The 20,381-nt window shown below is 74.0% G+C and carries 23 protein-coding genes; 14 read left to right on the top strand and 9 right to left on the bottom strand.

Annotation, left to right across the window (positions count from 1 at the left end):
- Nucleotides 1-9: 9 nt before the first annotated feature.
- The 7 genes from PSED_RS29905 to PSED_RS29875 all read left to right on the top strand — a co-directional run bounded on the left by PSED_RS29905 (nucleotide 10) and on the right by PSED_RS29875 (nucleotide 6,467).
- Entirely contained in the window at nucleotides 10-1,446 is a 1,437-nt protein-coding gene (locus tag PSED_RS29905) for a substrate-binding protein (protein WP_013677975.1), read from the top strand.
- Nucleotides 1,447-1,584: 138 nt separating this feature from the next.
- A complete protein-coding gene (nthB, locus tag PSED_RS29900; RefSeq protein WP_013677974.1) occupies nucleotides 1,585-2,265 on the top strand; it encodes a nitrile hydratase subunit beta in 681 nt (226 codons plus the stop codon).
- 41 nt (nucleotides 2,266-2,306) lie between these two features.
- On the top strand, nucleotides 2,307-2,936 hold the full coding sequence (nthA, locus tag PSED_RS29895; protein WP_013677973.1) for a nitrile hydratase subunit alpha: 630 nt from the start codon (nucleotides 2,307-2,309) through the stop codon (nucleotides 2,934-2,936).
- A 4-nt stretch (nucleotides 2,937-2,940) separates the two neighbouring features.
- Nucleotides 2,941-3,369, top strand: coding sequence for a nitrile hydratase accessory protein (locus PSED_RS29890; RefSeq protein ID WP_013677972.1), 429 nt, complete (start codon nucleotides 2,941-2,943; stop codon nucleotides 3,367-3,369).
- Complete coding sequence (locus tag PSED_RS29885) at nucleotides 3,366-3,608, top strand: hypothetical protein (RefSeq protein WP_013677971.1); 243 nt, start codon at nucleotides 3,366-3,368, stop codon at nucleotides 3,606-3,608. The genes PSED_RS29890 and PSED_RS29885 overlap by 4 nt, the downstream gene beginning before the upstream one ends.
- A complete protein-coding gene (locus PSED_RS29880; RefSeq protein WP_013677970.1) occupies nucleotides 3,605-5,029 on the top strand; it encodes an amidase in 1,425 nt (474 codons plus the stop codon). Before PSED_RS29885 ends, PSED_RS29880 begins: the two co-directional genes overlap by 4 nt.
- A gap of 88 nt (nucleotides 5,030-5,117) precedes the next feature.
- Nucleotides 5,118-6,467 carry a hypothetical protein gene (locus PSED_RS29875; RefSeq protein ID WP_041760137.1) on the top strand — a complete coding sequence of 450 codons (1,350 nt, stop codon included), beginning with the start codon at nucleotides 5,118-5,120 and terminating at the stop codon, nucleotides 6,465-6,467.
- Here PSED_RS29875 and PSED_RS29870 read toward each other — a convergent pair.
- Together PSED_RS29870 and PSED_RS29865 are read right to left on the bottom strand one after the other, a co-directional pair.
- A complete protein-coding gene (locus PSED_RS29870) occupies nucleotides 6,439-6,903 on the bottom strand; it encodes a hypothetical protein (protein WP_013677968.1) in 465 nt (154 codons plus the stop codon). The two genes, PSED_RS29875 and PSED_RS29870, sit on opposite strands and share 29 nt — an antisense overlap.
- The gene (locus PSED_RS29865) at nucleotides 6,900-8,090 is read right to left on the bottom strand and encodes a molybdopterin-dependent oxidoreductase (protein WP_013677967.1); all 1,191 of its coding nucleotides are present in this window, start codon (nucleotides 8,088-8,090) and stop codon (nucleotides 6,900-6,902) included. The genes PSED_RS29870 and PSED_RS29865 overlap by 4 nt, the downstream gene beginning before the upstream one ends.
- Nucleotides 8,091-8,136: 46 nt before the next feature.
- Here PSED_RS29865 and PSED_RS29860 point away from each other — a divergent pair, with 46 nt between their 5' ends.
- The 3 genes from PSED_RS29860 (at nucleotide 8,137) to PSED_RS29850 (ending at nucleotide 10,371) form a co-directional block, all read left to right on the top strand.
- Nucleotides 8,137-8,919: a response regulator transcription factor gene (locus PSED_RS29860; protein WP_013677966.1), complete on the top strand. Its 783-nt coding sequence runs from the start codon at nucleotides 8,137-8,139 to the stop codon at nucleotides 8,917-8,919.
- A gap of 1 nt (nucleotide 8,920) precedes the next feature.
- Entirely contained in the window at nucleotides 8,921-9,967 is a 1,047-nt protein-coding gene (locus PSED_RS29855) for a sensor histidine kinase (RefSeq protein ID WP_013677965.1), read from the top strand.
- 71 nt (nucleotides 9,968-10,038) lie between these two features.
- Complete coding sequence (locus PSED_RS29850; protein ID WP_013677964.1) at nucleotides 10,039-10,371, top strand: hypothetical protein; 333 nt, start codon at nucleotides 10,039-10,041, stop codon at nucleotides 10,369-10,371.
- A gap of 27 nt (nucleotides 10,372-10,398) precedes the next feature.
- Here the strand turns inward: PSED_RS29850 and PSED_RS29845 are convergent, their stop codons facing one another.
- The 4 genes from PSED_RS29845 to PSED_RS29830 all read right to left on the bottom strand — a co-directional run bounded on the left by PSED_RS29845 (nucleotide 10,399) and on the right by PSED_RS29830 (nucleotide 13,452).
- Nucleotides 10,399-11,010, bottom strand: coding sequence for a methyltransferase domain-containing protein (locus PSED_RS29845; RefSeq protein ID WP_013677963.1), 612 nt, complete (start codon nucleotides 11,008-11,010; stop codon nucleotides 10,399-10,401).
- A complete protein-coding gene (locus tag PSED_RS29840) occupies nucleotides 11,007-11,678 on the bottom strand; it encodes a TIGR04282 family arsenosugar biosynthesis glycosyltransferase (RefSeq protein WP_013677962.1) in 672 nt (223 codons plus the stop codon). Before PSED_RS29840 ends, PSED_RS29845 begins: the two co-directional genes overlap by 4 nt.
- Nucleotides 11,675-12,322, bottom strand: a complete 648-nt coding sequence (locus tag PSED_RS29835) for a glycosyltransferase family 2 protein (protein WP_013677961.1) — start codon at nucleotides 12,320-12,322, stop codon at nucleotides 11,675-11,677. The genes PSED_RS29840 and PSED_RS29835 overlap by 4 nt, the downstream gene beginning before the upstream one ends.
- 74 nt (nucleotides 12,323-12,396) lie before the next feature.
- Nucleotides 12,397-13,452: an NAD-dependent epimerase/dehydratase family protein gene (locus tag PSED_RS29830; RefSeq protein ID WP_013677960.1), complete on the bottom strand. Its 1,056-nt coding sequence runs from the start codon at nucleotides 13,450-13,452 to the stop codon at nucleotides 12,397-12,399.
- Between the two features lie 113 nt (nucleotides 13,453-13,565).
- Here PSED_RS29830 and PSED_RS29825 point away from each other — a divergent pair, with 113 nt between their 5' ends.
- Nucleotides 13,566-13,790 (top strand): DUF5652 family protein, encoded by a 225-nt coding sequence (locus PSED_RS29825; RefSeq protein WP_013677959.1) that lies wholly within the window; start codon nucleotides 13,566-13,568, stop codon nucleotides 13,788-13,790.
- 60 nt (nucleotides 13,791-13,850) lie between these two features.
- Here the strand turns inward: PSED_RS29825 and PSED_RS29820 are convergent, their stop codons facing one another.
- Both PSED_RS29820 and PSED_RS29815 read right to left on the bottom strand, forming a co-directional pair.
- A complete protein-coding gene (locus PSED_RS29820) occupies nucleotides 13,851-14,138 on the bottom strand; it encodes an isoamylase early set domain-containing protein (RefSeq protein WP_013677958.1) in 288 nt (95 codons plus the stop codon).
- A gap of 111 nt (nucleotides 14,139-14,249) precedes the next feature.
- Nucleotides 14,250-14,870, bottom strand: coding sequence for a TetR/AcrR family transcriptional regulator (locus tag PSED_RS29815; RefSeq protein WP_013677957.1), 621 nt, complete (start codon nucleotides 14,868-14,870; stop codon nucleotides 14,250-14,252).
- Nucleotides 14,871-14,958: 88 nt separating this feature from the next.
- Between PSED_RS29815 and PSED_RS29810 the strand changes: the two genes are divergently transcribed.
- Nucleotides 14,959-15,627 (top strand): peroxiredoxin-like family protein, encoded by a 669-nt coding sequence (locus PSED_RS29810; RefSeq protein WP_013677956.1) that lies wholly within the window; start codon nucleotides 14,959-14,961, stop codon nucleotides 15,625-15,627.
- Nucleotides 15,628-15,653: 26 nt separating this feature from the next.
- Here the strand turns inward: PSED_RS29810 and PSED_RS29805 are convergent, their stop codons facing one another.
- A complete protein-coding gene (locus tag PSED_RS29805; protein WP_013677955.1) occupies nucleotides 15,654-16,274 on the bottom strand; it encodes a PadR family transcriptional regulator in 621 nt (206 codons plus the stop codon).
- Nucleotides 16,275-16,447: 173 nt separating this feature from the next.
- Between PSED_RS29805 and PSED_RS29800 the strand changes: the two genes are divergently transcribed.
- Together PSED_RS29800 and PSED_RS29795 are read left to right on the top strand one after the other, a co-directional pair.
- Entirely contained in the window at nucleotides 16,448-17,962 is a 1,515-nt protein-coding gene (locus PSED_RS29800; protein ID WP_013677954.1) for a class I adenylate-forming enzyme family protein, read from the top strand.
- Nucleotides 17,955-20,381, top strand: a complete 2,427-nt coding sequence (locus tag PSED_RS29795; RefSeq protein ID WP_013677953.1) for a xanthine dehydrogenase family protein molybdopterin-binding subunit — start codon at nucleotides 17,955-17,957, stop codon at nucleotides 20,379-20,381. The genes PSED_RS29800 and PSED_RS29795 overlap by 8 nt, the downstream gene beginning before the upstream one ends.

Here is a 20,381-nt window from a genome sequence, read left to right as displayed (position 1 = left end):
TGCCCGGTCGTGACGAGCACGACCCTGACCGCCGAGTCGGTCGTCGAGCTGGCTGCCCACGAGGTCTACCGGATGTTCGGCAGGCCGGAGTCGGGCAGCTGGCTCTTCGGTGCGCGGTGCGAGTCCCTCTCGGTCGGCGCCGCGGTCCGGCTGACGCTCCCGGTGGGGCCGGACACCCAGCGCTACGAGGTCGAGCTCCTGGGCAGACTGTCGGCCGTCCGGCCGGACGCGATGGTCGTCATCGAGCACGCGCAACCCTGGCGCGGGCGGCTGAAACTCACGTTCGAGAAGTTGGGCAGGAGCCGCACGCGCCTTCGCGTGCGGGCCGACGTGTCGAACTCGGGCCTCGAGTGGCTCGTCCGGCACACCGGTGGGGTGCTGTCCGTCCCCCCGGTGCGTCCGGACGCCGTCCGGATCGGGGTCGTGACCAGCAAGTCCGGGCCGGCGGCGATCTACTCGATGGCCACGGAGTACCTGGCCGAGCTGGCCGTCGACGAGGTGAACCGGGACGGCGGGCTCGACGGCCGGCGGCTCGAGCTGCTCGTCGTCGACGACGCCACGGACCCCGAGGTCGCCGCCGCGGAGGCGCGCCGTCTCGTCCGAGCGGGCTGTCGCGCCATCTTCGCCTGCACCACGTCGAGCAGCTTCGCCGCGATCGAGGACGTCACGCGCGCCGACGACGTGCTGCTCGTCCAGCCCGTGATGAACGAGCGCGGGACGCACGACACGGCGTCGGTACTGCGGCTCGGGGAGCAGCCCTCGGCACAGATCGAGGCCGTTGCCCGGCGGCTCGTGCAGAGCACCGGCGGGCGGGGCTGGTACCTGGTCGGCGAGGGGTACAGCTGGTCCTACGGCGCGCACGAGGCGGCGCGCTCGGTGGTGCCCGCGATGCGCGGGCGGGTGGTCGGCGAGACGTTCACCCCTCTCGGGACCAGCGACTTCGGACCGGTCATCGAGAAGATCCAACGGTCCGGCGCCGAGATCGTCATGTCCTCGCTGGTCGGGTCGGACGAGGTGGAGTTCCAGCGCCAGTGCGCCGCAGCCGGTCTGCGGTCGTCGGTCAGCCGGATGTCGCTGGTCATGGACGAGTCGACGTGTGCGCACATCGGCTCGGCCGCCGAGGGCATCTGGACGGCGCTGGCGTACTTCCAGGACGGGCCCGCGACCGGGGCAGGTGAGCTCCTCACCCGTTACCAGGATGCGTACGGGCGGTGGGCGCCGCCGATCTCGACCCTCTCCGAGACCGTGTACGAGGCGATCCACCAGTACGCGCAGGCGGTGCGGCGGGACCCGGACGCCGGTGCCCGGTCGCAGCGCCGGGCGCTGCTCCAGCACCGCGGGGGCCGTGGCGGCACCGGCGTCGGCGCCCGCGACCTGCTGGTTCCGCCGCTGTACCTGGCCGAGGTGCGCGCGGGTGCGTTGCACGTGTTCGACGAGGCCGGGTGACCTCGCGCCGGCCCCGTCGCCGTCCGTCCGGGAGCGGGCGCCGCGCATCGCGTCGTTGATGCGTCGATAAGTGTCGACATATTCTCCATGAGTCGCTAGTGTCCCACCGACACAGCGCGACGGGAGGGCATCTGCGACATGGACGGTGTGCACGATCTCGGCGGCCGCCACGGGCTGGGCGCGATCAACCCCGAGCCGGACGAGCCGGTCTTCCACTACGACTGGGAGCGGTCGATCCTGGTCATGTTCCCGGCGATGGCGATGGCGGGTGCGTTCAACCTCGACCAGTTCCGCTCCGGGATGGAACAGATCCCGCCCGCGGAGTACCTGCAGGCCACCTACTACGAGCACTGGCTGCACTCGATGATCCACTACGGCACCGAGGCCGGGATCATCGATCCCGAGGACCTGCAGCGCCGCACGCAGCACTACCTGGAGAACCCGCAGGAGTCCGCGCCGAAGGCGGCCAAGCCCGACATGGTGGCGACGCTGGAGCAGCTGATCCCGACCGGCGACGACTACCGCCGCGAGACGGACGCCCCGGCGAAGTACGACGTCGGCGACACGGTGCGCGTCCTGCCGCAGGTCTCGACCACCCACACCCGCCGGGCCGGCTACGTGCGCGGCCGCGTCGGCGAGGTCGTCGCCGCGCACGGCGCCTACGTCTACCCCGACAGCAACGCGCTCGGACTGGGGGAGGACCCGCACCACCTGTACACGGTCCGGTTCACCTCACAGGAGCTCTGGGGCGACGAGCCCGGTGCGGCCAACTCGGTCGTCCACATCGACCTGTGGGAGCCCTACCTCACCAGCGCCTGACGCGCGCCGACCCGTCCGACCACGACGAACGAAGGTTTCCCATGTCTCTCGAGCACGACCACTCCGCACCCGGTAAGGACGACCTCATCGCGGCCCGGGTGAAGGCGCTGGAGGCCATCCTGGTCGAGAAGGGGCTGATCGGCTCCGACGCGATCGACTACATGTCCTCGGTGTACGAGAACGAGGTCGGTCCCCAGCTGGGCGCGAAGGTCACCGCCCGCGCCTGGGTCGACGCGGACTTCAAGGCCCGGCTGCTCGCCGATGCCACCGCCGCCTGCAAGGAACTGGGCATCGGCGGCATGCAGGGCGAGGAGATGATCGTCCTGGAGAACACCGACGAGGTGCACAACATCGTCGTGTGCACGCTCTGCTCGTGCTACCCGTGGCCCGTGCTGGGGCTGCCGCCGAACTGGTACAAGTACCCGGCCTACCGCTCGCGGGCGGTGCGCGACCCGCGCGGTGTGATGGCGGAGTTCGGCTTCGAGCTGCCCGAGAGCGTCGAGATCAGGGTCTGGGACTCCAGCGCCGAGCTGCGGTACTGGGTGCTGCCCGAGCGACCCGAGGGCACCGACGGCTTCACCGAGGAACAGCTCGCCGCGCTCGTCACCCGCGACTCCCTGATCGGGGTCACCGCCGCGCTGAGCCCGGACGCCGTCACGGCGGAGGTCTGAGCCGGTGGAGCGCATCAGCTCGCGTCCGCAGCCGGAGACGAGGTCGCGCGTCGACTCGCTCGTCGACGTCCTGCCTTTCGGGGACCGCATCCCGCGCCGCTCGGGAGACGTCGCGTTCGACCACTCCTGGGAGATCCGCGCCTTCAGCATGACGGTGGCGCTGCACGAGGAGCTGGGGTTCCCCTGGGAGGAGTTCCAGCGGGCGCTGATCGAGGCCATCCGCACGTGGGAGTCCCAGCAGACGGACCTGGACCAGTGGAGCTACTACGAGCGCTGGATGGCCGCGCTCGAGCAGCTCGCCCGCAGCAAGGGCTGGGCGACCCGCGACGAGGTCGACGCGCGTGCCGCGGAGATCCTCGCGCTGCCCGCCAACTACATGCACCAGCACGCCGTGCGCGAGCCGGTCGCGGTCGTCGCGGGCGGCGACCGGTGACCGACGTCCCCGGCACCGCGATCACCCCGGACACCGTGCGGGCCGCGGCCGCGCTCGCCGGCCTGCCGCTGCCCGAGGCGCGGGTCGCCGAGGTCACGGCGCTGCTCGCGGCCTGGGTGCCGGCGGCCAACGCGCTCAGCACCCGCATGCAGTCCGACGACGTGTGCGACCTCATGCCCGCGGTCGTGTTCACCCAGGGTCCCGCCGACCACGACGAGGACGGAGGGACCGGCGCGTGAGCGACGACGAGCTGCTCGACCGCAGCCTGACCGAGACCGCCGCGCTCGTGGCCGACCGCCGGGTCTCGCCGGTCGAACTGGTGGAGGCGGCGCTGCGGCGCATCGAGTCGATCGAGCAGACCAACGCCTACATCTCGGTGTTCGCCGACGACGCCCTCGCCGTCGCCCGCGCCAGCGAGACCATGATCGCGGCAGGGCACCGGCTCGGCCCGCTGCACGGTGTACCGATCGCGTTGAAGGACAACATCTCCGTCCGCGGCCGGCGCACCACCGCCGGGAGCAAGGTGCTCGCCGACCACCACCCGGAGGCCGACGCCACCGTCACCGAGCGGCTGCGTTCGGCGGGCGCGATCATCATCGGCAAGACGAACCTGCACGAGTTCGCGTGGGGCGGCACGTCGGCCAACCCGCACTACGGGTTCGTCACCAACCCCTGGGACACCTCGCGGATGCCGGGCGGGTCGAGCGGCGGCTCGGGTGTCGCGGTGGCGACCCGGTCCTGCTTCGGCGCCCTGGGCACCGACACCGGTGGCTCGATCCGCCTGCCGTCCGCCCTCAACGGGGTGACCGGGCTGCGGCCCACCATCGGGCGGGTCAGCAACGCCGGCGTCGTCCCGCTCGCGTGGAGCATGGACACCGTCGGCCCCATGGCCCGCACGGCGGCCGACTGTGCGGTGATGTTCGGCGTCCTCGCGGGCCACGACCCCGCCGACGCCGGGTCCGCCGACCGCTCCGGTGAGGACTACACCCGCGACCTCGACCTGGGTGTCGACGGTTTGCGGATCGGCCTCATCGAGGGCTACTCGCTGCACCACGTCCAGGCGCCCGTCGAGAAGGCCGTGCGGGGCGCGTTGAGCAGGCTCGACGACGCGGGCGCCCGGGTCGTCGACGTGGTGGTCGACGACATCGAGGGAAACATCTCGGCCCAGCTGACGGTGGAGGCCGCCGAACCGAGCACCTACCACCAGCGGTGGCTGCGCGAACGGCCCGACGACTACGGCGACGACGTCCGGCTGCTGCTCGAGGCCGGCGAGTTGCTGCTCGCGACGCAGTACCTGCAGGCCCAGCGCTACCGGGCGCTGCTGCGTCGCCAGACCCTCGCCGCGCTGGCCCGTGCCGACGTGCTGGCCTGCCCGACGTTGCCGTTCACGGCCACCGCGCTCGGCGAGGTCGAGGTCGAGATCGACGAGGGCGTCCGCGAGGACATGCTCTCGGCGATCATGCAGTTCACCGGGCTGCCGTCACTGACCGGGCTGCCGGCGATCAGCGTCCCGTGCGGGTTCGACGACGCCGGCCTGCCCATCGGCGTCCAGCTGATCGGGAAGCCGTTCGCCGAGGCGACGCTCCTGCGGGTCGCCGCGGCGTTCCAGCGCTGCACCGACTTCCACACCCGGGTGCCTCCCCTGGTGGCGAGCGCCTGATCACTGCGGGCGTGGGGTGGCACCGCCGGCCGCGGAGCGTCTCGATCTCGTAAGGGTCGGGCGTCGGCGGCGCCGATAGCGTCGGCGGGTGACTGACACGCGCGAGCGACGTGCCGCGGTGCGAGCAGGTGGGCGGGCCGACGCACTCGTGGTCGGGGCCGTGGTGGTGCTGGTCGCGGCCTCGGCCTACGTCGGCAGGCGGCTGCTCGACGAGGGCGTCGACATCTTCCTCGGCTGGCCGCCGCTGCTGGCGGAGTGGCTGCCGCACGTCGGACCCGGGACGCCGGGGGCCCTCGTCGTCGCCGTCGCCGTCGTGGTGTGGGGGCCGCAGGTCGCGGACCGGCTGCGGTGGCGGCCGCTGCTCTGGCTGGCGTGGGGCACCGCGTTCGTGTGGACCATGGCGCTGGCGCTCGTCGACGGCTGGCAGCGCGGGATCGTCGAGCGGCTGACGAGCTCCCAGGAGTACCTGCACGACGTACCGCGGGTGACGGCGCTCGGCGGCATCGGGCCGATGCTGCGGGTGTTCTCCGACCACATCCTCACCACCGCCGTCGACCCGGGGCAGACGTGGTTCTGGACGACGCACGTGGGCGGGCACCCCGCCGGGGCGTTCCTGCTGTTCGCGGCGCTGGACCGGATCGGCCTCGGCTCCGGCGGCGCGGTGGGCGTCGTCGTGATGGTCGTGGGGTCGTCGGCGGCCGCGGCGGTCGCGGTCACGGTGCGCGCCCTGGGACACGAGGACCTCGCGAGGCGGGTGCTGCCGTTCTCGGTGCTGCTCCCCGGCGCGGTGTGGGTCGGGGTGTCGGCCGACGGGCTGTTCGCGGGCTGGCTGGCCTGGGGCGTCGCGCTGCTGGCGGTCGCGACGGTCCGCCGCGGGCTCGCCTCGACGGCCGCCGCCACCGGCGCGGGACTCGTCCTCGGGTACGCGCTGTACCTGTCCTACGGGCTGGTCCTCGGCGCGCTGCTGCCGCTCGCCGTCGTGGTCGCGACGCGCCGGTGGTGGGTTGTCGGGCCGGCCCTGGTCGGGGTGCTCGTCGTCGTCGCGGGGTTCACCGCGGCCGGGTTCTGGTGGTTCACCGGGTACGCCGACGTCAAGGTGATCTACGCCGCGAGCATCGCCGCGAGCCGGCCCTACGCCTACTTCGTCTGGGCGAACCTGGCGGCCGCGGCGTTCGCCCTCGGGCCCGCCGCCGTCGCGGCGCTGCGGCGGGCGCCCGCGCTGCCGCGGGCAGCCCTGCTGCTCGTCGGCGCCGCGACGGCGGCGATCCTGCTGGCGGACCTGTCAGGGATGTCGAAGGCCGAGGTCGAGCGGATCTGGCTGCCGTTCGTGGTGTGGGCGGTCCTGGCCTGCGGGACGTTGCCGCACCCGCGGCGATGGCTGCTCGCCCAGGCCCTGCTGGCCCTGGCCGTCAACCATCTGCTGCTGACCGTCTGGTGACCCGCACGACCCACACCAGCGCCGACACCCCCGCCATCGCGAGCACCAGCCACAGCCAGCGCGCCAGGAACGGCTCCTGGTCGAGCCCGGTCGCGGCGTGCACCACCGGGCCGCCCTGCCGGATGATCCCCGGCAGGTAGACCAGCAGCGTGAGCCCCGCCCCGAGCAACGGCAGCCGGACGTGGTTGACGAGCGGAACCCGGGTGGCGGGCAGCAGCGCCAGCGCGCGGTCCGCGGCGGCGTAGAGCGGGAACAGCACGAGGTCGTGCAGCAGCACGGCCCCGGCGAACCACACCAGCATCCAGGGGATCGACGGGTGCAGTGTCGGGTCCCGCACGACGATCGTCGCCGCGTACCCGGCGAGTGCGACGCAGCCGAGGACACCGACGGCCTGCGCGAGGCGGACCGGTGTCCGCGTCGGCGCGGGCGCGCTCATCGGGCGAACCCGATCGCGGCGACCCACTTCGTGCAGTGCACGCCCGGCAGCGCGGGCACGATGACCCGGGCCGGGTAGCCGTGGTCGGGGGACAGGTCTGCGCCGTTGACGCGCAGCGCGAGCAGGGCGTCCGGATGGAGGACCTGGTCCGCGGTCAGCGCGGCGTGGGCGAACGGCCCGTTCTCGACCGACCGGACGTCGGCACCCGACGGGCTCGGGACGCCGGCCAGGGCGGCGAGGTCGCGCAGCCGCACCCCGCTCCAGGTCTGCTGGGTGGACCAGCCCTCGACGCACGCGATGGGCAGCTCGGCGGTGTGCTGGGGCAGCGCGGCCAGCTCGGCGCGGGTCAGCCGGACGTTCCCGAGGTCGAGCCGCCAGGAGTCGCCGACGTCGCGGGCGTCGATCGCGGACGCCTCGAACGTCCGGTTCACGGGGAAGTCGCCCGGGGCGGTGCGGCCGCGGGGCAGGAGCAAGGCGGTCGCGCGCAACGGGCCGTCGAGGGTCTGGCCGACCGTGAGCCCGGCGAGCAGCAGCGAGCCACCGCCCACCAGCGCGAGCGCACCGCGGCGGCTCATCGTCGGGCGCGCGGGCTCGGGGGCGACGAGGTCGTGCGGCGGTTCGGGGCGGGTCTCGGCGAGCGGGGTCCGCAGCTCGGCGCGCAGCGAACGCGACCGCAGGCTGCGCACCATCGTCGGCAGCTTCAGCGCGACGTGCAGCACGAACCCCGCGATGAACACCCACGCGCCGGTGTAGTGCGCGGCGTAGAAGCTGAACCCGAAGACGTAGTCGTACTGGATGTTGAGCAGCCCGGTGACGATCTCGAACAGGATCCCGCCGACGAGGAGCACGAGCGTCCCGCGCTCGGCGAGCTTGAGCAGGTCGCGGTCGGGCCGGGTGAACAGCTTCGGGATCACCGACCACAGCTTCGCGAGCACCACCGGGACCAGGACGATCCCGAGCCCCACGTGCAGACCCTGGGTGAGCCGGAACAGCCACGCCGGCCGCGTCGGCCAGTCGAACCTCGGCAGGTGCAGGCCACCGACGTCGCCGGGGATCGACCCCGAGCCGTACGCCACCCAGTCCAACAGCCCCGTCACGATGACCACCGGCAGGGCACACAGGAGCACGAGACCGAACACCGAGGTCAACCACGGGCCTCGGATCGGGCTGCGCCAACGGATCCGCATGGCCGCCGACGGTAGGCGCAGGTCGGACGCCCGCAGGCCGATCACGGTGATCGGTAAGCACTTCGTCAGACCCGTCTTACCGACCGGTGACGAGGCCCCGACAGCCGGCACGCGCGGCGCTAGCGTTGGCTTCGTGTGCGCACACGTCCTGGTCGTCGACGACGACGCGACCGTCCGCGACGTCGTCGCCCGTTACCTCGGGGCGGCCGGGCACGACGTCGAGCTCGCCCTCGACGGACCGGGGGCGCTGCGGGCGGCACGGACGACCCCGCCCGACGTCGTCGTCCTGGACCTCATGCTGCCCGGCCTCGGCGGCCTGGAGGTCTGCCGCGCGCTGCGCGCCGACGGTGACCGGCCCCCGATCATCATGCTCACCGCGCTGGGCGAGGAGGACGACCGGCTGCTCGGCCTGGAGCTGGGCGCCGACGACTACGTGACCAAGCCGTTCAGTCCGCGCGAGCTCGTGCTGCGGGTGGGGTCGATCCTGCGCCGCACGGCCGCGCCCGCGACGGCGCCCGAGCTGGTCGACGGCGGCCTGCGCGTCGACCCGGCCGCCCGGGTCGCGTCGCTGGACGGGCAGCCGCTGGCGCTGACGACCCGCGAGTTCGACCTGCTCGCCTTCCTGCTCGCGCACCCCGGGCAGGCGTTCACCCGCGAGGAGCTGCTGTCCCGGGTGTGGGGCTGGGAGTTCGGCGACCGCTCGACGGTCACCGTCCACGTGCGACGGCTGCGTGAGAAGGTCGAGGCCGACCCGACCGCGCCGCGTCGGATCGCGACGATCTGGGGGACCGGGTACCGCTACGACCGCGGTACGACACCGGGAGGCTGACGTGCTCACCGAACTGGCCCACGCCGCGCCCCTCGCGCTGCTCTTCGCGGTGCCCGTCGCCGTCGTCGGGGCCGTGCTGATGCACGTCATGCGGCGCCGCTCGATCGCTGCGGCGATGATCACGCTCGCGCTCGTCCCCCTGGCGGCGGCGCTGGGCGGCGTCGTCGGCGTCAGCGGGCTGATGTACACCCCGGAGCTGATCGGCACGATCGCGGTGTGCGTCGTCGTCGGCGTGGTGGTCGTCCCGGTGGCGTGGTGGCTCGGTCGCCGGGTCGCCCGCGACGCCCTGTGGCAGCGGGAGGCCGACGCCGCCGAGCTCGACGCCGTCCGCAGCGCCGAGGCGGCCCGCCGCGAGCTCGTCGCCTGGATGAGCCACGACCTGCGATCGCCGCTGGCCGGCATCCGCGCCATGACCGACGCGCTGGCCGACGGCATCGTCCGCGAGCCCGCTGACGTCGCGGACTACCTGGCCCGCATCCGCCGCGAGTCCGACCGGATGGCGTCGATGGTCGACGACCTGTTCCAGCTCTCCCGCGCGACGTCGGCCGCGCTGGAGCTGCGCTTGGCGCCGCTCGCACTGGGTGAGGTCGTCTCCGACGCCGTCGCCGCCGAGGCGCCCGCCGCGGCCTCCGCGGGGGTGGAGATCGTCGCCGACCGGCCGCAGGTGTGGCCCGTCGTGCACGGCAGCGACTCCGAGCTGACCCGCGCCGTGCGCAACCTGCTCGCCAACGCCATCCGGCACACCCCGGCGGGTGGGCGCGTCGAGCTCACCGCCGGCCACCGCGGCGACGTCGCCTGGCTGCGCGTGCAGGACGGGTGCGGCGGCATCCCCGAGGCGGACCTCGAGCGCGTGTTCGCCGTGGGATTCCGCGGCGGCACCGCCCGCACGCCCGGGGAGGGGTCGGGCGCCGGGCTCGGGCTCGCCATCGCGCGGGCCTTCGTCGAGGCGCACGGCGGGAGCATCGGTGTGCGCAACCGGGCGCCGGGCTGCGTGTTCGAGCTGGTCCTGCCTGCCGCCGCGCGCGTCCCCGTGCCGGCCGGGGCGTAGGGGCGCCGGGCGGGCACGCGGCGCCGCCCTCCGGGGAGCGATCTCCGGCCGACGGAACTAGCGTGGCGCGAATGCCGTTCGGTCCCGGGCTGGTCATCCGCCGGCAGCTGCTGTGCCCTGTCTGCGGCACCCTGCTCGCCGACGCTGCCTACCGACGCCTCCCGCCCAACCTGACCCTCCGGGCCGCCGACGGCACGATCATGCAGCCGACCAGCGCCGCGGTCCTCCTGGCGCAGCTGCAGCCGGGAGCCCGGTCCGAGGACCCGCGGGCCCGCTACGTCGAGCAGAACCTGGGCGAGCTCGTCTACGAGCTGCGCTGCGTCGCCGGGCACCAGGTGCTGCGGACCATGCCGGAGATCGTGCGGCGCATCCGCACCGCCCGCGGGCACGGCACGACGGTGTAGGCCGCGGCGCCCCGTCCGGCCCGCGCGTCACGCCACGAGCTCGACGAAGGTCCGCGCTCCGCGCTCGGACACCGCGTAGACCGCCAGCCCGGCGGCCGGCGCGAGGGCCCGCAGCGCGTCGGCCCCCACGCACGCCCACGGCACGTCCGGGCCCGCGCCGGCGCGGACGGTCCCGCACCACCACTCCCCGGGGTGCGGGCCGGCCTCGACGAGCACGCTGCCACCGGGCGCCAGTAGCGCCGCGGCCCTGGCCAGCAGCCGTTCCGGAGCACCGCCGATGCCGATGTTGCCGTCGACGAGCAGGACGTGTGCCCAGCTGCCCTCGCCGGGCAGCGGGGCGAACACGTCGCGGCGGACCATCGGGGCGCCGCGTCTTCGGCACAGCGCCCGCGCGACCGGGCTGCTGTCCACACCGAGCGCCGCCACGCCCCGCGCGGTGAGCGCGGCGACCAGCCGTCCGGGGCCGCAGCCCAGGTCGACCGTCGGGCCCGTGCAGCGGTCGAGCAGCCACGTGTCGTCGACGTCGGCGGCGGCGCGCCAGCGGCCCGCGTCCATCGGCACGACGATCCCGTCGTCGCGGACGAGGTGTCCGGTCCGGCCGGCCAGCACCCCGTCGAAGACCGTCGCGGTCCCCGTCATCGGGACGCCCCGGCGAACACCTGCTCGACGGCGGCGGCGAAGCGGCTCCCGGGCGCGTCCGCGGCGACGGCAACCGCGTCGTCGGCGGTGTCGACGTCGGTCAGCTCGGGCAGCAGCCCGACCCGCAGACCCGCGGCGCGCAGCGCGTACAGGGTGCGTTCGCCGGTGTCGGCGCGTGACGTCGGGACGTCCCCGATCGCGGCGGCGGCGCGCGGGTCCCGCAGGCCCAGCGCCCACCAGCCGCCGTCCGGTGCGGGTCCCAGCACGGCGTCGGCGTCGGCCAGACGGAGCAGGCACCCGCTGAGCAGCGCCGCGTCGACCTGCGGGGTGTCCATGCCCAGCTGCAGCGTCGGCGCGCCCGGCCAGCGGTCGGCCGCGTCCTCGTGCGCCGCGACGATCCGGGCACCGAGGCCGTCGCCGCGCTGGACGGTGGTCCGGGCCCGCCCGAGCGAGGCGCGCAGCGCACCCGCCCGGGCGGCGTCGGTGAGCCGGCCGGTGAACGCCACGAGCGTGCGGGCGTCCGGCACCGCGGCAGTCGCGTCGAGGGTGTCGAGCAGGGCGGCGGCGGCGAGATCGGCCGCCTCCCGCGGGGTGGCGGGCGGGCACAGCCGGGTCTTGACGCGACCGGCGACCGGAGCCTTCGCCAGCACGATGATCGTCGCGGTCACCGGAGCAGCCCGGCCATGTCGCGGACCGCCCTCGCGGTGCCGGCCACCGAGCCCGACACCTTCGACCGGCCGCCCGCGCGCCGGGAGTAGCGCACCGGCCGCTCCGCGATGCGCCATCCCGCCGCGCCCGCGCGCAGCAGCAGCTCCAGGGGGTAGCCGAACGCGCGGTCTCGGATCCCGAGGCCCAGCAGCGCGTCCCGGCGCGCGACCCGGATCGGGGCGATGTCGTGCACGGGCAGGCCGCGCCGGCGCAGCTCGGCCGCGATCAGTGCGTTGCCCGCCCGCGCGTGCCACGGCCAGCTGCCTGTCTCGGGCACCCGGCGCCCGGCCGCGAGGTCGACCTGCCCGGACCGCACCGCCTCCGCCATCGCGGGCAGGACCCCGGCGTCCAGGGACCCGTCGCCGTCCAGGACGGCGACGAGATCGTCGGTGGCGTGCACCAGCCCGGCGTGCACCGCGGCGCCGTAGCCGCGGCGGGGTTCGACGACGACCCGGGCACCGTGCGCCCGCGCCACGTCGGCGGTGCCGTCGGACGAGCCGTTGTCGACGACGAGTACGGGCCAGCCCGCAGGCAGCCCGGCCAGCACCCCCGGGAGCGCCTCCGCCTCGTCGAGGCAGGGGAGCACGATCTCAGCACGTTCCACGCATTCGATCTTCGGTGCGCGACGGGGGTCGCGGAACGCCGCGCGTGCTTACCGATCAGTGACGGCTGGTCGCCTCAGGCCGTGGCGACCGGGGCCCGCAACGGGTCCGTCGCGAACGCCGCCACCCCGTCGGCGAACCGCACCTGCGCGTGGAAACCGAGCCGGTCACGGGCGCGGGCGGGGTCGGCGACGACGTGCCGGACGTCGCCGGGACGTGCCCCGCCCACGACCTGCGGCGCCGGCCCGCCCATCGCGCGGGCCAGCTCGTCGGCGAGGTCGCCGACGGTGTGCGGCTCGCCCGAGCAGACGTTGACGGCGACGACACCGTCGGCAGGCGTGGTCAGGGCCGCGAGGTTGGCCGCGGCGACGTCGGTGACGTGCACGAAGTCGCGCCGCTGCCGCCCGTCCTCCATGACCCGCGGCGCCTCGCCGCGCTCCAGTGCGGACCGGAAGATCGACGCCACCCCCGCGTACGGCGTGCCGAAGGGCATCCGCGGCCCGTACACGTTGTGGTACCGGAGCGACCACACCGAGGCCCCGGTCTGACGGGCCCACGCGCTCGCGAGGTGCTCCTGCGCGAGCTTGGTCGCGGCGTAGGTGCTGCGGGGGTCGAGCGGGGCGTCCTCGGCGACCAGCCCGGGGACGAGCTCGCGACCGCACCGTGGGCAGCGCGGCTCGAACACACCGGCCTCGATGTCGGCGAGGGCGCGCGGGCCGGGCCGGACGATGCCGTGCTCGGCACAGTCGTAGCGTCCTTCGCCGTAGACGACCATCGACCCGGCCAGCACCAGGCGCCGCACGCCGACGCGGTGCATCTCGGCCAGCAGCACCGCGGTGCCCACGTCGTTGTGCGCGGCGTAGTCCGGCGCGTCGTACGGGTCGACGCCGTGCCCGACCATCGCCGCCTGGTGACACACCGCGTCGACACCCGGCAGCAGCCGCCGCAGCACCTCGGCGTCGCGGACGTCGCCGCGGACGAACTCGTGCGCCGCCGTCCACTCCGGAACCCCGGCGCCGTGTGCCTGGGGCAGCAGGGCGTCGAGGACGACGGGCTGGTGGCCCTGCGCCGCAAGGAGGTCGGCCACGTGCGACCCGATGAACCCGGCGCCGCCGGTGACCAGAACGCGCATGGTTCGACCGTAGCCACCGCCGTCGGGACGGGCGTCGGCAGCCGGGGCGGCACGGCACGACGGCCGGGCGGACGGCGGTTGCCCTCGACCCGCGCCCGGGCCACAGTTGGGCGATGGCCAGAAAGCGCTGGGCGGACCTCAGCCCCCGGTCCCGACAGCTGATCATCGCTGCCGCGGCGATCGACGGGGCACTGAAGGCAGTCGCTCTCGTCGACCTCGCCCGCCGGCCCGACGCCGAGGTCCGGGGGCGGAAGGCGTTGTGGGCGCCGGCGATCACGCTGGTCAACTCGGTCGGCGTCCTGCCGATCGTCTACCTCGTGTTCGGCAGGCGCCGGTGATCCGGGCGGCCTGCGCCGGCCGGGCCGGCGGCGCGCAGGCTCCGCGCGGCGGGCGTCGGCTCAGGTGGCCGGCGTGACCCGCACCCAGCTGCCGTGCGCGTCGACGGCGTCGGCCGTCTCGTCGTCGAGCCACACGCCGCCGGTGGCGAGGTAGCGGAACCGGTGCTCGCCGGGTGCGAGCACGACGGACACGGTCCTGGTGCCGTTGCGCCGCGTGACCATCTCGTGCCGGCCAGGCTCCCACGAGTTGAAGTCGCCCACGACGCTCACCCGGCCGGCCGGCTCGTGCCCCGGCAGGCTGAACGTGACGCGGTTCTTGCCGCCGAACAGTGGTGCGCGCCTCAGCATGAGCCCTCCCTCGCAGAACGACGGGGCGACCCTACGGACGAGGCCGGGGCCGACCGTGGTGCGACACGCGGCCTGCGGTAACGATTCTGAATCGTGAAAGCCGTCGGCGGGTCAGATCAGGAACGTCCTGATGTGGGACAGCGCCATGTCGAGTCCGGCGCGGACCGGATCGACGTCGCGACGGACCTGGCTGAGCAGGAGGCCGCCCTGCACGGCGGTGAGCGTCTGCAGCGCGAGCAGCCCGGGGTCGGCCCGCGCGCTGAGCTCGCCACGTCGTTGCATCGCGGTCAGCCCGTCGCGGATCGCGGCCTCCCAGCGCGCGAAGCCCGCGACGAGTTCCTGCCGGGCGTCCGGGTCGATCTCCGACAGCTCGGCCGCGAGCGACCCGAGCGGGCACCCGCCCTCGCACCCGCGCTGCGTCTGCAGCGCGACGACGAGGTCGCGCCACGCCTCCAGTGCACCCATGCAGTCGAGCCGGCTCAGCTGCGGCTCCTGCGCGGCCAGCACTGCCTCGGTCTGGTGTGCGATCACGGCGCGGACCAGGTGCTGCTTGCTCGCGAAGTAGTGGTACAGCTGCGAGCTGCTCACCCCGGCCGCAGCCCTGACGTCCTCGGTGCTGGTGCCGGCGACACCCCGTTCGAACATCAGCTGCGCCGCCGCCTCGACGATGCGCTGCCTCGTCGCGCGTCCCTTGCGGGTGAGCCGCGGCCCCTCGTCCGTGACGGCCTCCATGTCCTGAACGTACCGCGTTCTGGACTTGACGTTCCAGAAGCGACGTGGGTAAGAATGGAGTGATCAATCCATTCTGTGGAGGAGCACGATGACAGCGACGCACGACACGATCGCGAGCCGGGTCGAGGCACTGCAGGCGGGCATGGCGGACGCGATGCCGGCCGACGCGAGCAGCGCGTTCGCCGCCGAGCAGGCGGCGCTGCGCGAGCGCGGCGTCCCGACGGGTGTGGCGGCCGCAGGCACCCAGTTCCCGGCCGTCGAGCTGCTCGACCCGACCGGCGCACCGACCGACGTGTCCACGGTGGCGGCCGGGCGCCCTGCTGTGGTCGTTCTCTACCGCGGCGCCTGGTGCCCCTACTGCAACGTCGCACTGCGCACCTACCAGGAGCAGCTGCTCCCCGAGCTCGACCGGCGGGGCGTGGCGCTGATCGCGATCAGCCCCCAGAAGGCCGACGGCTCACTGACCATGCAGGAGAAGAACGAGCTGACCTTCGCCGTGCTGTCCGACCAGGGCAACCGGATCGCGAGTGCGCTCGGCGTGCTGACCGAGCCGTCGGCCGAGGCCCGTGAGGTGCAGACGGGCCTGGGTCTGGACCTCACCGCGGTCAACGCGGACGGCACCGCCGGGCTGCCGATGCCGACCGTCGTCGTCACGGCCGCCGACGGCACGATCACCTGGATCGACGTGCACCCCGACTACGCGAGCCGGACCGAGCCGTCGGACATCCTGCGCGCGCTGGACGCACGGGCGGGCTGAGCGCGGCGCGCCGGGAACGACTGCGGTCAGGCGTCGGAGGCGGGTCCGGCGAGGTCGGGGGTCGGCTCCTCGAGGAGGGTGGCGCGCTCGGTGTCGCGACGTGCCCGCAGGTGGTCGACCTCGCCGCGGTCGAGCGCAGTCCAGAACCGCAGGGCGGCGTACTCCATCTCCAGTCCGAGCTCGAGGGTGATCATCCGCGGCCGGGCGTCGGGGTTGCCGCCGAAGCGCTCCACCATCGACTCGTAGGTGGCGATGCGGTCCCGGTGCTGACGGATCTGGTCGCGAGCCAGCGCCGTGACGTTCTCGGGCTCGCCCGCCTCGTTGAAGAAGAGCTTGAGCTCGGCGATGTCGCGCATCTCGAAGTGCTCTTCGGTCGGCGACGCGAGCCATCGCCGCAGCGCGTCGCGGCCGGCCTCGGTGAGGGAGTAGGTCTTGCGGCGGCGACCGGCGTTCTCGATCTCGACGTCGAGCAGCCCGAGCCGGGCCAGCCGGTCGGGCTCGAGGTAGAGCTGCGCGTGCGGGAAGTTCCAGAAGTAGCCGACGGAGTGGCTCACCCCGCGTTTGAGGTCGTAGGGCGTCGACGGTCCGCGCAGGGCGATCATGCCGAGAACGACGTAGGACGACGGGGACAGTCGCACCTCGGACACCCCGGGCCTCCTCCGATCTCGGGTACGGCGTCTCTCGGGTACGGCGTCGCCCCGCGATGCCTCCTGTGCCGGCCCCGCGAAGCCTAGTCGGCCACCGCCGGCCCCGGATTGCCTCCAAACGGTCGCTCCTATACCGTCGAATTTATACCGTCGGACTGACAGGAGCGCCGTCGATGGACGCGAGCACGATGCTGCGCTGCGCAGCCGAGCGATTCCCGTCCCGGCCCGCGGTCGTCGGCACCGGCCGCCACCTGACCTACGCCGCCTGGGACGACCGCGTGACGCGACTGGCGCTGGCGCTGGCCCGGCACGGCGCGCGCCGCGGTGACCGGGTCGCGGTCACGATGCGCGGCGGCGAACCGCTGGCCAGCCTGCACCTCGCCGTGCAGCGACTCGGGGCGGTATCGGTGCCGCTGTCCACGCGGTTCGACGCGGGAGAGACCCGCTACTGCGTACAGGACAGCGGCGCCCGGCTCCTCGTCGCCGACGACTCGGCGCAGGAGCGCGGGCGGGCCGCGGCGGGCGACGGTTGCACCCTGCTCGATGCGGCCGAGCTCGACCGCGCCGCCGACCGCGAGAACGGAGCCGCGCCGGCGGCGCCCGCGGAGTCGGACGTGGCGGTCATGCTCTACACGTCGGGGACGACCGGCAGGCCGAAAGGGGTTCCCCGGACCCATCGGGCCGAGTACAGCGCCGCCGTCGCGCACGCGGTGCAGACCCAGCAGCGCCTCGGCGAGACGGTTCTCGGCGTGATGCCGCTGTTCCACACGATGGGTCTGCGCACCCTGCTCACGAGCGTCCTCGTCGGCGGGACCTGGGTCGGCCAGGCGGTCTTCGACGCCGACGAGGCCGTCGAGCTGATCCGCGCGAACGCCGTGACGTCGCTGTACCTCGTGCCGACCATGTACTGGTCCTTGGTGCGCACCGGGAAGCTGGGGGCCGCCGACGAGCTGGACCGGCTCGCCTACGCCGGTGCGGCGATGACGCCGTCCCTGGCCGAGACGTTGGTCTCCGAGGTGGGCCCGCGGTCGTTCGTGAACCATTTCGGGAGCACCGAGATCTACACGTTCACGATCAACCCCGACGTCGGCGCGAAGCCGGGGTGCGCGGGCCGGGCGGGGATCCATTCGCGGGTCCGGCTCGTCGACCCCTCGGTGGGAGCCGCGGTCGACGACCAGGTCCGCGCGGGTGAGCAGGGCCAGGTGATCGTCTCGATGGCCAGCGCGGAGGCCTTCCGCGGCTACTGGCGGCGGCCCGACGCCGATGCGAAGGCGATCCGTGACGGCTGGTACTTCACCGGTGATCTCGCGGTCGCCGACGACGACGGTGACCTGTGGGTCTCCGGCCGGGTCGACGACATGATCAACTCCGGCGGCGAGAACATCTATCCGGACGAGATCGAGGCGGCCCTCGTCCGGTGCGCCCACGTCGCCGACGTGTGTGTCGTGGGCCTGCCCGACGAGCGCTGGGGGCATGCCGTGACCGCGTTCGTCGTCCCGGCCGCCGGCAGTGACCCCGTGGTCGCCGCGCAGGCGACGATGGACTTCGCCAGGGCGCAGCTGCCCTCGCTCAAGCGCCCGAAGCGGGTGATCAGCGTGGACGCCGTTCCCCGGTCGGCCGTCGGGAAGACGTTGCGGCGCGTGCTGGCCGCGGGGGACTACACCTCACGGGGTGAGGTGCATGTCTGACGTTCGCGCTGCGCGGTGGACGCCGTCGCGCGTCGAGGACGCCGCGCTGCTGACCGGGCACGGCGGGTTCCTCGACGATCTCGACCCGCTGCCGGGGACGCTCGTCGCGGCGGTCGTCCGCTCGACCGTCGCACACGGCAGGCTGCGCTCGGTCGACCTCACGCGGGCCCGGGCCCACCCCGGTGTCGCGGCCGTCATCGGTCCCGACGACGTGCGCGCCGCGGTCCGGCCCTTCCCGCTGTCGACCGCGACCCCGATGCCGTACCACCCCACCGCGGTCGACCGGGTGCGGTTCGTCGGCGAGCCGATAGCCGTCGTCGTCGCGACCGACCGCTACACCGCCGAGGACGCCGCCGAGCTGGTCGACGTCGAGTACGAGCCGCTCGAGGCGGTCGTGTCCCCGCGGCGCGCGCTGGAGCCCGACGCCCCGCGGCTGCACGAGGACGCCGACGGCAACGTCGCGACCGACCGCACGTTCTCCTTCGGTGCCGTGGACGAGGCCTTCGCCGCGGCGGCGACCGTCGTCGAGGCCGACTACGACTTCCCGCGCTACTCGTCGGTGCCGATGGAGTGCTACAGCGTCATCGCGCACTGGCAGGACACCGATGCGGGCCCCGCGGTCGAGGCGTGGGCGAACTTCCACGGCCCGTTCACCATGGTCCCGGTGATGGCCGGGGCGCTGGGCGTCCCGACCTCGCAGGTGCGGCTGCACGTGCCGGCCGACATCGGCGGCAGCTTCGGGATCAAGGCCGGCATCTACCCGTACGTGGTGCTGATGGCGCTGGCCTCCAAGCACGCGGGCCGGCCGGTCCGGTGGACGGAGGACCGCCTCGAGCACCTGCTCGCCAGCTCGACCGGGGCCGACCGCGCGATGCACTGCGCCGCGGCCGTCGACGCCGACGGGCGCGTCACCGCACTGAAGGTCGACCTCGTCGACAACGTCGGCGCCTACCTGCGCCCACCCGAACCGTCGACGCTCTACCGCTGCTTCGGAAACGTCACCGGCCCGTACCGCATCGGGGCGGTGGAGATCCGCGCGCGTGCCGTCGTGACGAACACGATGCCCACCGGGCTGAACCGGGGGTTCGGTGGCCAGCAGCTCTACTTCGGGCTGGAACGGCTGATGGACGCGGTGGCCGCCGCGACCGGCACCGACGCCTTCGAGGTGCGACGGCGCAACCTGGTCGACGCGTTCCCGCACGAGACCCCGTCGGGCGGCGTGTACGACTCCGGTGACTACCGGGCCGCACTGGCGCTCGCGGAGAAGAACGCCGAGCTCGACGAGCTTCGGGCCCGTCAGGCCGCCGCGCGCGCCGACGGTGCGTACTACGGGATCGGGGTCGGCCTGGTCGTCGACCCGTCCGGGACCAACATCGGCTACGTCGGTCTGGCCACCCCCGCCGAGCAGCGCAAGCCGGGGCGCGACAAGTCCGGCTCCACCGAGCACGTCCGGATCTCGGTGGACCTGCAGGGCCGGGTCACGGTGCTGCTCGGCAGCGTCCCGCAGGGGCAGGGCCACGCCACCGTGGCCCGGTCGGTGGCGGCCCGCCGGCTGGGGCTGCCGGAGGAGCAGGTCCGCGCCGTCGTCGACATGGACACCGCGACCACGCCGTGGACGGTGACCTCCGGCAGCTACTCGTCGCGCTTCGCCCCGCTGGTGACGAGCGCGGTCGTGCAGGCGGCCGACCGGATCGCCGAGACCGTGCGGGCCGCCGGGTCGGTCCTGCTCGACGCGGCACCCGAGGAGCTGGAGCTCGTCGACGGGACGGTCCGCCACCGCGACGACCACGCGCGGGCCGTGCAGTTCCGGCACGCGGCCGGGCTCGTGCACTGGGACCCCGGCGCGCTCCCGGACGGGGTGTCGGCCCGGCTCTACGAGGAGGCCGCGTTCACCCCGCGGGAGATCCGCGCGGCGACGCAGGACGACCGCATCAACTCCTCGCTGTGCTACGGGTTCGTCGCCGAGATCGTCGCCGTCCGGATCGACCCGGACACCCTCGAGATCGACATCGACCGGGTGTCGTCGGTGCACGACGCGGGCACGGTGCTCAACCAGCAGCTGCTCGACGGGCAGGTGCACGGGGCGCTCACCCACGGGCTGGGTGGGGCGATGTACGAGCAGTTCACCTACGCCGACTCCGGCCAGCCCACCGCGGGCACGTTCCTGGACTACCTCTGCCCCACGAGCGCGGAGGCGGGGTTCGACCTTCGTGCCGACCACGTCGTCAGCCCGTCGCCGCTGACGCCGCTCGGTGCCAAGGGCTGCGGCGAAGGGTCGTCGATGAGCTTCCCCGTCGCCTTCGCGAACGCCGTCGCCGACGCGCTCGCCCCGGCCGGGGTGTCGATCCGCAGCCTCCCGCTGCACGGCGAGGTGCTGCATCAGCTCCTCGACGCGGACCAGCAGAAAGGAACCGACTGA

This window comes from Pseudonocardia benzenivorans CB1190, assembly GCF_000196675.2.
GTDB classification, from domain to species: domain Bacteria; phylum Actinomycetota; class Actinomycetes; order Mycobacteriales; family Pseudonocardiaceae; genus Pseudonocardia; species Pseudonocardia benzenivorans.
Note: the sequence above shows the minus strand (reverse complement) of the source record. Positions and strands in the feature narration are given on the sequence as shown.